Source organism: Pseudomonas sp. 31 R 17, assembly GCF_900004915.1.
Taxonomy (GTDB): Bacteria; Pseudomonadota; Gammaproteobacteria; order Pseudomonadales; family Pseudomonadaceae; genus Aquipseudomonas; species Aquipseudomonas orientalis_A.
On the sequence record NZ_CVTN01000086.1, the window covers coordinates 20,284 to 31,839 of the forward strand.

The 11,556-nt window shown below is 60.4% G+C and carries 6 protein-coding genes; all 6 read right to left on the bottom strand.

The annotated features are described in order from the left end of the window. Nucleotides 1-22 precede the first annotated feature (22 nt). A complete protein-coding gene (locus tag BFP89_RS25745) occupies nt 23-1,381 on the bottom strand; it encodes a hypothetical protein (RefSeq protein WP_256097388.1) in 1,359 nt (452 codons plus the stop codon). After that, a complete protein-coding gene (locus tag BFP89_RS25750) occupies nt 1,378-7,677 on the bottom strand; it encodes an AAA domain-containing protein (protein WP_065888258.1) in 6,300 nt (2,099 codons plus the stop codon). Before BFP89_RS25750 ends, BFP89_RS25745 begins: the two co-directional genes overlap by 4 nt. 14 nt (nt 7,678-7,691) lie before the next feature. Next, nucleotides 7,692-8,336, bottom strand: coding sequence for a 4Fe-4S single cluster domain-containing protein (locus tag BFP89_RS25755; RefSeq protein WP_065888259.1), 645 nt, complete (start codon nt 8,334-8,336; stop codon nt 7,692-7,694). Between the two features lie 2 nt (nt 8,337-8,338). Next, a complete protein-coding gene (locus tag BFP89_RS25760; RefSeq protein WP_065888260.1) occupies nt 8,339-10,171 on the bottom strand; it encodes an AAA family ATPase in 1,833 nt (610 codons plus the stop codon). 429 nt (nt 10,172-10,600) lie between these two features. After that, nucleotides 10,601-10,792, bottom strand: a complete 192-nt coding sequence (locus BFP89_RS25765) for a hypothetical protein (protein ID WP_065888261.1) — start codon at nt 10,790-10,792, stop codon at nt 10,601-10,603. A gap of 557 nt (nt 10,793-11,349) precedes the next feature. Further along, on the bottom strand, nt 11,350-11,556 hold a 207-nt coding region (locus BFP89_RS25775; protein WP_370671235.1), incomplete at its 5' end, for a DUF6708 domain-containing protein.

Below are 11,556 nucleotides of genomic sequence, written 5' to 3' on the forward strand. Positions count from 1 at the left end.
CAAGGCGCCTGTAGTTAGCGGTTCATTTATGAAGTGTCTTTTGCTGAGCAGTAATTGTTTCTACGCTCGGCTCGGAAATATTCGTTTCTTTAAGTGGGACTTCGCCTACCGAAAGCGCACGCTCGATGAGTAACTCGCTACCTTTGTCTTTCAATAAGTCCTGCAGTCGCCGGAATTCGCCGCACCAGATGGTTTCAATGTCGCGATCCCGTGCCCTATCGCGATCGCTGCTGAGGGCTACAGCGCGAACCTGCAGGCGGCCATTGTCGGCTTTTCCACCCACTTCCACTCCATAACCGGGTGTAGCGGCTTTGCGCAGTACGACCTTGCCGGTTTCTGCCCAGGCAGTCGCCATGCCTTCGCGCACTTCGTAGCCGAGGCTGGCCAAGCCGCTGAGCACGGCTTTGCGGCGGGCGAGGGTGGCCTGGTCCTGTAAGTGGGAAGCGATAAGCGTTTTACACTGCTCGATCAGTCCGGTGGTTACCGAGAGCTCGGTGTCGGTTGTACAAGCGCCAACATGATCGAGCAAGGTCGCGTGTTCGGTGCCTGTGTAAGTTTTGACTTCGCTGGCCAGATCCTGCAGTTGTTCGAGACACGCGCGCTGGCGATGGAAGTTTCGGGTAGACGCGGCGAGGTCGAGTACCAGGCTGTCGAGCAGCAGGTTGCGCCGCTTGGCATCGGTTTCCGTTTCAGCGCTTTCCAGTGCCAAGAGGAACGGCGCGGCACGCTCAGCGCCTTGCAGCAGTTGCAGCTCCACGATGTGGCGGTCAATACGTAGCAGCCGTACGTCGCGCGTTGAATCCGGTTCCCGGGCCGCAATCCATTCGCGCAGGGAAACCTCGGGTTCGTCGACCTTGAGTTGCTGCGCCAGGGCGCGTTGGGTATCGCTCAGGGTTGGCTCCTCGTTTGCCTTGCTCAAGTGGGCGAAACCCTCGGCCAGCAGGCGTTCGGCATCTTCCCGACTGGCACCGCTGGCCAATCGTGAGAGGGCCTCGAGCAAGACCTGATTGACGCTTTCGGGTTTGGCTTGCAAAGCGTCACGCAGGGTTGCTGCGTTTTCCTGGACGCGTCGGTCGCGTTGGCGTCGCTCGGCGGCACGAATTATCGCGCGTTCTTCGCGGTCCTCCAGGTCACGGCGCAGGTGCTCGATTTCCACTGGTACGGTCTTCTGCAGTTCCGCCAATTGGTCTTCTGCCAGCAGAGTGCGAAGGCGAGTGTGTCGCTCCAGGAAGGCGGAGCGCTCCTGTTCACTGAGTTCGCCAAGCCTTGTGGCCTGTGTCTGCCAGCGGTCCGCGGCGCGTTCCAGGCGTTGCATGTGACCTTCACAAATGGCGATGATTTCTTCGCGGGTAACAATGCGAACGACCTTGGGACCACTCATTGGCAGATTTCCGTATCAACTGAAGTAGGGCTGGGTTGCGGCGGCTGCTCGGCTTGCATGGCGTGTTCGATTGCTTCACGCAGTCGTGAGCGTTCGCTGTCGCCGCTGTGATACCAGGCTTGCGACGACACACGATGGATGTGCGGAATGGCGCGCTGCAGCACGGACGAGCGCCAAATTTCCCGGGCGCGGGCACGTTCCAGCAGATTATGGCAAGGCGCATCGCACTCGATGCCTATTGCGTACAGGCCCGTGCCTGGATTCTCGATGGCGAAATCGAGCCCGAAAGCGTCGCCTTCACTGGCGGGAGCCGCCTGCCATCCCAGGGAATGAATGAATTCACCGACCAGCCTGACAAAACCATCACTTTGCTGACCTTGCTCACGACGCTGGCTGCTGCTACGGTCGGTCTGCAGGCGCTCCAGCAACTTGGTGCTGTTGCTGAACTCGCCCGAGGAGAGCGCGCGAGCATATTCCAGATAGCCTTGCAGATAGTCTCGCGGGCTGTTGGGGGCGCGGTGCGTGTTTAGCATGTCGGAGATATCGGCGATTGGCATCGACGTGATCATCACCACCTTGCGCCGCGCGCGGGTCACCGCCACGTTCAGGCGTCGTTCGCCCCCCGTCTGCCCCAGTACGCCGAAGCTACGGCGGAATGTGCCTTGGCTGTTGCGGCCAAAGGTGGAGGAGAAGACGATGATGTCGCGTTCATCCCCCTGCACGTTCTCCACGTTCTTGACGAACACCGACATGTCCTCGCCGTCTTCGCTGCGCTCGCGCTCCTGGGCGTAGGCGGCGCGGAACAGTTCATCCTGCTCTGCACGCTGCTCCAAGTGCTCCTCGATGAGGTCGGCCTGCTTGCGGTTGAAGGTGACGACACCCACCGAGGGGCGTTGGTCGTAGGGCTTGTGCCACAATTCGTTCAGGTACTCGACGACCCGTTCGGCTTCCTGGGCGTTACTCTGGTTCTGATACAGCCCGCCGACCTGGATCAGCTCCACCGGCTTGACGCGCTGGATGCTCGCTTGCGGGTGACGGACCGGAACGTTCAGGCGATTGCCATAGAACGACGCGTTCGAAAAACCGATCAGCTCACGGTAGGCCGAACGGTAGTGGATTTGCAATGTGGTGCTGGGCAGAGCGTTGCGCGCCAGCTGCAGCAGGTCGGGGCAATCCTTGATCTCACGACGATTCCAAGTGTCTTCGAACGCTGCGCGCTGTTCCTCATCCGCGTCTTCATCAGGTTCGTCGCCGTCAAACACTTCGGCTTCGTCGCTTTCGATGCGACTGGAAAAGAATGCCGTCGGCGGCATTTGCTTCTCATCGCCGCTGACAACAGTGACTTGGCCGCGGAACAGGGTCGGCAGGGCGAACTCAACCGGCATCTGTGAGGCTTCGTCGTAGATGACAGTATCGAACAGGCCTGCCTTGAGCGGCAGCACACGGCTGGCGACGTCCGGGTTCATCAACCACACCGGGCGTAGGCTCATCAGGCCTAAGTTACTGCCCAGTTCAATGAATTCGCGCAGGCGTCGTGAGCGTTTGCCAGTCAGGCGAGTGACATCCTCCCATTGTTTGCGATTACCCAGGTGATCAAGGTTGATGGCTTTGGCCAGCAGCTCGCGATTGAGCAGCCGCATCTGCGCATCGGCTTGCGCGAGGCTGGCGACTTTGGCACGGGCTTCGTCCTGGCTGAATAGCAGTTCGGGATTGGTTTGCTCGACGCGGTGTTTCCAACCCAGTCTAGCTTCGCGGTTAAGCAGGCGCCGCACTGCGGCTTCAAGCTGCTCGGGCGCAATGTTGTCCAACTCTCCCTGGCGTTGGCGCAGCACTGCGAGCAGCTCCATGTCGGCTGCTGTCAACTGAGCGGCGCGCCCGCGGAATGCCTGGTAGGCGGCCAGGAAGGGCAGCGCTTCATGCAGCCGATCAAGAGACAGTTGATTGCTCAGATTGTGCTCGATGGCGTGCTGCAGCTGCTGCACCAGTTCGTCGCCCAGCCAGTCGCCGAGTATCTTGAGTTGCTCGAGGCTGGATTGGCGAACGCCATGGCGCATCAGCGAAGCATCGAGATCGCTGAGCAGCGCCTCGAGATGTTGTTTGTCGCCGGCGAGGGCGGCCTCGTCGGCCTGCCGGGCGCGAGGCGATTGCGCCAACGCGATGGCCAGTGCCTGGATTTCCAGCAGGTGGCGGATGTCGCTCTTCACGAAGTTGACCAATTCCAGGCAGGCTTGCCGACTCACAGCTTCCAGTTCCAACGCCTGGTGCAGGGTAGTCAGCTCGGCGCGCAAAGGTCGCCACTGGCTTTCAATCCGGATGGCTGCCTGTAGGGTCGGTAGTGCTTCAATAACACGACTTTCCCCCTGGCCCTGAAGGAAGTTGCGCAGTCGCTTGCGCCGCAGTAGATGCAGCGGATTGATGTTCGCCAACCAGGATCGGGCAGCCATAACCTTGGTACAGTCTTGATCCAGATGCCTGAGGGCCTTGTTTTCGAGCAGGCAGAGTGCCGATGACAAGGCGGGGACGTAGTGGTCCTGATCCAGTTGGCCGAGTTGCTGATCCAGTTGCTGCAGTTCACCGAGAATCGACTCGCCCCGTGGGGGTTGGCCCGCTTCGCGGCTGCGGAAAAGCGGTAGCCACCGCGCAAGGCGCAGACGTTGCTCTTGCGTCAGGTCGAGCAGGGCAGCGACATGGGCCGCTATCCAGTTACGGTACGGCGCCGGGTCGTCGATTTCGAAGCTGGCAGGGTGTGCTTGCAGCGTGGCCTGACGGTTGTGTTCGGCTTGGGTGAAACTGTGCAGATTGTCGGTGAAAGCCTGCAAAGTCGCCCGGTCGGCGGCGAACGACTGTAACTGGGCCAATGGACTGCCTTCGTAGCGTGCGGGCAACCACAGGCGAATCAGAGGAGCGCAGCTTTCTTCCAAGCGAGTCAGGCTGGCGAGGTCCAGGGAGGCCAGGCGTTGGCGCAGGGCCGGAAACTCGAGCGGGGCAGGGCCGGATTCCAATTCAATCAGCTCGCCGAGCAGCCTGCGATAACTGAGGCCGGTATTTTCATCCAGGCGATGCAGACTTTGGTGGAAGCGGTCGAGCTCACCCTCCAGGGCCTCGATGCGAGCCGCGACCTGTTCGCGCTGGCGCTGCCAGCCCTGCGTCTGGCTGCCGTTCGTGAACAGGCTTTCCAGTTGTTCTCGAATACCGCGGATGACGGGCTCTCGGTCGCGGTTGACGTCATTGAGCATGACGATGCGTTGGCCAAGGCCTTCGGCGACCAGGCGTTTGTACACCACTTCAAGCGCCGCATGCTTCTGGCAGACGATAAGCAAGCTGCGCTGGCGGCCGATGGCGTCGGCGACCATATTGACGATGGTTTGGCTCTTGCCGGTTCCGGGCGGTCCCTCGACCAGCAGTCCCGGGCTTTGTCGGGCCTGGATCACGGCCGCTTCCTGGGAGGGGTCGCTGGCCACGGTGAAGTAGCGTTGCAGCTCGCCTGGCGGTGCCTCGGGCGCGGTTTCGTCGGCAGTCTTGAGGCGCAATGCCGTTTCCAGACCGGTACCGGCGGGGGACAGGGTTTTCAGTTGGCGCAGGTCTTCTCCGATGGCTTGCCCCATGAAGGTCACGTGAAACAGCACCGCCGCGCAGTCCAGCTCGTCTTGATAGGGCGCGATCTCCACGGCGCTGGCGGGCAGGTTGCCAAGGGCGCGTGAGCGAATGGTGGCGAGCATGCCGAAGGCATCCATCACATCCGCCGCACGAATTGACGAGCGGCCCAGCAGTTCATCGGCGGTCTTGCGCCAGCGTTTGCATGTTTCGGCGCCGAGCACGCTTTCCAGCGCGGGGTTGAGCCGCACTTCCTCGCGCTCACTGTCAAACGCCAAGGCGGCGTGACCACGAGAACCCAGTTCCAGCAGCAGCTTCACTGGCCATAGCAGCAGCGGGATAATCCGTGTACGCGTGGTGCCGCGAGGGTCGCGATTGAGCAGGAAAGGGAAGCCCAGGTACAGGCCGTCGATGCCGGTGTCGCGTTTGTACAGCGCGCTTTGCCGGTACAGGGCATGCAGGCGCGATTCCAGCTGGCCGTTGAGCTGAAAACTCTCTGGGTCTAGGCTCACTGCCCGGGCATTACGTTGCAGCAGGTGATCGAGCAAAGCCGCGGCCGGACTGCGCTCGCTGTTCAGTTCACTGATGTCGACCCGTGCGGTGGTCTTGCCGATGCTCATACGCACAAGTGGCCCGCGCATCACTGCGGTCACCACCTTCTTCTCGAAGAAGTCGAGGATCTGTGAGACGTACTGCTGTTTCTGTGGTTCCAGCCAATGACTGGACGGAATAGCCAGCAACACCAATGCCTGAGCCAACGGCATACGTCGCTCCAGGCGGAACTTCTCGGCCCACTCGTCCACTACCGGCACGCCACAACGGGCAAAGCCTTGGATGCGCTCATCGACACTTCGGTACAGCTCAAGTCGCGAATGCAACAGCAGTTGGGTTGCCGCTTCGGAGTCGAACCAACCGACATCGGCAGCCCTGGCCAGCTCGGCGGCGGCCTCTACGATTGAGGACCCCGAACGGAACTGACTGATCGCCGCGCTGAGCAGCACGATCAGGTCTTCTTCTGCGATCACCCGGCGCTCCGACAGAGAGCTCAGTCCCGGATGGTCGGTGTCTGGAAACAGGCGTTGGCGCTCTTGCCATTGCGTGGACAGCTTGGCTCGCGAGGTCGATAGCAGGAATATCCGCAGTTGCTCTTCGACCAACTCGATGTGTTGGTGCAGGGCACGCTGGCGTACGTTTTCGGCGCGGGATTTGAGACGCGACAGCCAGTTGTCGGTCTGCAATTGCTCAAGCAGGTCCGGGACCGACCCGCTGATCAGGCGATAGCCTTCCAGTGGGTGCTCCAGTAGCCATCCTGGTGTGACGATGTCGCCACGATGAATCAACGGGATTTCCGGATTGAGGATTCTCAGCGCCAGCATTAGACGGAAATCGTCCTCAATCCCTTCGTGCTGAACGACCTGACGCAAGCCGGCGACCAGAGAAGGGGCGAGACTGACCTGCTCGGCCCAGGTCACGATCACACCGCGCAGCAAATGGTCCAGAGCCTGTTGCCAATTATCCGCCTGGGCTGCCGCCAGGGCGAATACGCCGGGCTTGTGGAAGCGGCGATCGCCCAGCAGTAGGATGGCGCCTTCACCATCGTCCGTTTGCTGGACGGAAGAGGCCGGAGCCTCGACCGCAATACCGTTGAGCCAGCCTTCGACCTGCTGCCATTGCCAGCGCTGATGACGGTCGCGTGCCAGCAGACCTCGCAGCAGCAGGTTCAGGCGCGGGTCGAGGTCGTCGGGGATCGGTACTCCGTTGGCCAGCACGTGAATAAGAAATGCATTGGCGTTGATGCCGTCGAAGCAGGCGCCCTGGGTCAGTTGCTCAAGCAGGATCATGCCCAGGCTCCACCAGTCCGAGGCAGCCGCAACGCCGCCCGCGATGGCTTCGGGCGCCATGTAACGGCTGGTTTCCAGTGGCGACACGATGTCCAGGTCGAACTCGGACAGGCGTGCCGAGCCGAAGCCGCTGATGACCAGGTCCAGCGGTTCGCGGGAACGTACCAGCAGGCTGGCTGGGCGCAGGTCACGATGGCGCAGGCCGGCCTCGTTGAAAGCATGCAGCGCGAGGCCCAGTTCGTTGACCACATGGTGCACGCTGGCGCTGTCGCGAATTACGCTGCCAAGTTCTGCCAGGGTCCCGCCGGTGAGTTCTTCAATGACCTCATAGGCACGGTCATCCCAGCGGCCGGTGGCAATGATTTCGGGTACGTGCGCGCGTGGCAGTCGACGGATCACATCATAGATCGCCGGGTCCGGTTCGGCGCCGGGTCGATACAGGGTCAGGACCGCCTGTTGTGCGGTTTCCTCGTGCTCGGCGAGGTATCGTTCTCGCACACCGTCGGTGCTGCTGATCTGACGGATCAGGCGCCAGCCATCGATCAGGGTCTGGGTGGGGGCCTCTGGTTCGCTGCTGTCTGGCTGGGAGTCTTGCGCAGGTGAGCTGCCACACTCAAGGCACATCAGGTCGCCATCGACCATCGGGTGACCATTTTCGCAGAGCAGATCAGGGGCATTCCCCTGAGTCGGGCTGACCTGCGGGAGGGGCTCCTCAGTGACGACGGCTTGCGGCCGCCAACCGGCGGCATGAATGGGTTCGCCAGCGAGGTCCCAACCGCAGGGTCGTTCCTGAATAAGCCCTTCGCAGAACATTTCCTGGAGGGTGCGTTCGGTTTTGCAGTTGGGGCAGAAACGTATCATGAGGTTTGCTCCACTCAGCGGCGTCGCGACGCGTGTGCGCTGATTTGTAAATGATGGCCTTGTTCATGCAACAGATCGCGTAAGCGCAATAGGTCGTCACGTCGTGGGATGCCGGCCATCCAGACGCTGCCATTTTCGTCAAACATCAAGTCGAGCGCCTTGTCGGTGGGTTCTAGCAGGCGTTCGTACTGACCCAGGCGTGCCCGGCCCAGTGGCGTGAGCAGGCTCAGGCGTTGGTTATCGCTGCCGCGCAAGGCCACGGTCTGACTGAGTGCTTCGATATAGGGATCGCTGATCAAGGCATCTATCAAGCCCTTGGTCTGTAGCAACGGCTCGTCGAGTTGCTCCAGGGAGTAGCCACTGTAGACCAGGATGTCGAGCTCGCTGAGCCGACGCAGGCCTTCGAGCAGCGATCGCAGGGCGTCGAGCTGGTCGAACGGTTCCCCTCCGGAAATGGTGATTCCTTCGGCCTCGTGCAGCCACGGGGTTATCTGTTTAATCAGTTGCTCAAGCGACAATCGTCGGTGCCCTGGCCCCCAGGTATCGGCAGAAATGCAGCCTGGACAGCGGATGCTGCAACCCTGGAACCAGATACCAATACGCCGCCCCGGGCCTAGGGTTGTGACCGGAAAATGCATCCGTGACAGGCTAAGGTCCATGTTCAGCGACGTTCCATCTTCAGTCCGGTGATGTCCAACTCGGTGATCGTGAAGTGCTCGCCCGGTTGCGCGTCCTGATCGAACAGCGCCCGCGACAGGGGATTGAGCAGGCGTACCTCTAACTGGTTACGGATGCCCCTGCCACCGTTGGACAGGTCCTGCAGACAGAGGTTGTGCAGTGTCTGGCGTGCCTGGGGGGCCAATTCTATAAACCGGTTCTGTCCCTGCAGATCGTCGAAGGTGGCGTTGACCATCTGTTCGAAGATCTGCGCTGCAACGCCTTCGCGAATGAAGTCGAAGACGATGATGTTCTCGCCGATTCGATTGAGGATTTCCGGCCGGTTGAGCACGAGCTTGAAATGCCGGTCGATCTCGCTGTGCACCTTGTCCTGGACTTGCTCGAAGGCTTCGCCCGGCAGGACGTTGGCAACGCGTTCGCTATTGTCGCCCTGGCGATAGATTCCCAGGTTGGAAGTGAACACGATCAGGGCCTCTGAAAAGTACACCCGATCACCGCGGCCTGAAGTCAGCACTCCGTCGTCGAGGATCTGCAGGAACTTGTCGAGAATCCGTGGGTGGGCTTTTTCGATTTCATCGAACAACACCACGCTGAAAGGCTTCTCGCGGATAGCATTGGTCAGCTCACCGCCGACGTCATAGCCGACGTAGCCAGGCGGTGCGCCGATGAGGCGTTGATCGGCATGTTCGGCGCTGAACTCTGACATGTCGAAGCGGATGTATGCACTTTCGTCGCCGAACAGCAGGCTGGTAATCGTTTTGGCGAGTTCGGTCTTGCCCACGCCGGTCGGCCCCGCGAGAAAGGCTACGCCCCGTGGACGGTTGCCCTTGCGACTGGCGCCGACGCCTGTCATCGCACGCTTGACGATGTCGAGCATGTGCGTCACTGCATGCTCCTGGCCTTTGACGCGCTGGTGGACGAGCGCTTCGGCATGCCGGATACGCTGACGGTCGATCTTCAGCCACGGGTCCTCGGTGACACCGATCTTGTAGCGGCGCACCGCATCGGCAATCTGCTCCATGGCTACACCCTCGACCCGCGCCAGTTGCGCAATGGCGCTGAGATCGAGCAGCAGCAATCCCTCGGTGTTCTGGACGAAAGCTTCCACAGCCTGATGCATGACTACTTCGCTGGCACCCTGGCTGCCACTGAGCCCTTTGAGGAGCGCTGGTGCCAATGCACGGCGGGACAATTGATCGGGTTTGGACACGGGAATGTGGCGCAGGCGCGGGTTGTCGACCAGCAACCAGTCGGGCAAATCGCCTTCTTTTTCCACCAGCCACAGCACGGAGTTGAAGAACGGTTTGCGCAACTCTGTGGCCGGACGGCTGCGAGCCTGATGGGATTGCACCAGGGCCTGGGTGAAGAGCTGGTGTTCAGCCGCGCTGAGGGAGTCGTTGCGAACCACTAGGCGTGATGCGAAATCGATGATCAGCGCGATAGGTTCGCCAGCACGACCCACCAGCCGTGGCAGGGTAGCGCCCAGCAGATCGATACCTGCGGGTGCTGCGCCATTTACCGGAGTCAGGCCAAGTTCCTGAAGCAACGTCTGGCCGGCTTCAGGGGCGCAGCCGGGTTTGTCGACTACCCGAAAACCGGACACGGGATCCCAAGCGATGACCTGGGCGTAGCCAGCATCGAGCAGGGCATTACAGAGGGTTTGGTTGAAGCTCTGCGCGGTCACCGTGCCGGGCGTCACTTCACTGGCCTGCAGGTCCCGGATGTTGCCGGACAGGACGAATTGGCTCTTCAGCGGCAAGAAGCGGAGAAGATCTCGTAGCCAACGTGGGCTTTCAAATATGGCAATCCCTGACATGTTTCAGCTCGTAACGTTGGGTCGGTACGGGCAGGGTATTGCTCAATGCGCCCATTTGCCAGTGCGCTGCTACGAAAAGTTGTGTTGAGAGAGCGTTTCTGACGAGGCGCTTGTTTCACTGGCGGCTTTATGCAACTTGATGAGAATCCGTCGGCGTACGAGCTGGGCGGGAAGGGTATCAATCCCCGCGATCAGCGTTGACTCGTGCGCAATGCCTGTTGATCGCAAAGCACCTTTCTAGGTCGAGGTGATGAGCTGGTCTTCAGTCTTAGCGGGGGGCGGGCCCGCCGGAAGATTTGACGTCGTAGTGCGCTGTGAATCCAAGCAGTGCTGAATTGGGTTATGCCAGCTCTTTCGATTCAGCATTGCAGGTTTTGAGCGAGATCGCTCGCAACACCTGAAAGTCAAAATCGTGTCCTGTGTCACCGCCTACCGCTTCGGCTGTTCGGCTCGGCTGGTTTCCTTGATCGCAAAGAACAGACAGCGCACAGCTTCACGATCCTGTTCTGACAATAAACGGTAGTAGCGGATCAGTCGCTCTTCCTCTCGGCTGAGCTGTTGGGGGCGCAGGGCTGTGCCGAGCGCAGTAAGCAGTGAGGGGAAAAACGAAGTATTCAGCATGATCCAGGTTCTTCATGAGATGAATGGAAATGTGGGCTTCTTGCCCTGATCAGCTGAATACATAACGTCTATTTTGGAAAAGGGCTCGTCATTTTTCGTGACTGTTGGGTTTTTCGGATGGGGCTGTCGGAAGTGTTTGGCGAAGGTGTAGGAGCGATCTTTCAAGGCCGGGTGAGTAGCGCTGTGATTGTGCAGAACCACGTGGGGGCGCAGCACTTCATCGTTTTCGTTGAGATGTCCAGCTCCAGTTCGAGTTTGAAGGGCTGGGAGAGGCCTTTTTCAAGGGTGAACGAGACCACTCGGAAGGAATCGCCCCGCAGCGGCGCAATGGGCGCGCTTAACCCGCTGCCGCCGGTCTGCGCCAATCGTGCGAAGCTTCAGTGTCGGCCACAACATGACTCCAACTGACCTTGCGGCAAGACAGGCTGGTCTTGATCAATTGGTTGTAGTTGGAGTCGTCGCTGTCTTGGGCATGAGGCGATACGGTGTGGATGTAGACGGCGTTGGCCTCTTCCAGGTCGGGAGGGATATAGGCTGCTTCAGTTGATGGTTTGCATTCAGGGCGCGGTGCGTGACTCCAGGTCTATTTCTGTCGGCCATCGCACCTTGGGTGCTAAACGGCGCGCGAGATTGAAGGTCACGTTTTCGTTGTTCCAGTCACGAGGTGGGCGGGGGAAGGTGGGCAGGGCTTGCGGGCCTTGTTGCATGAACAGTTGGGCCATGGCCCAGTACATTTCGCCTTGTTGAATTTCGTGGGCGAAATG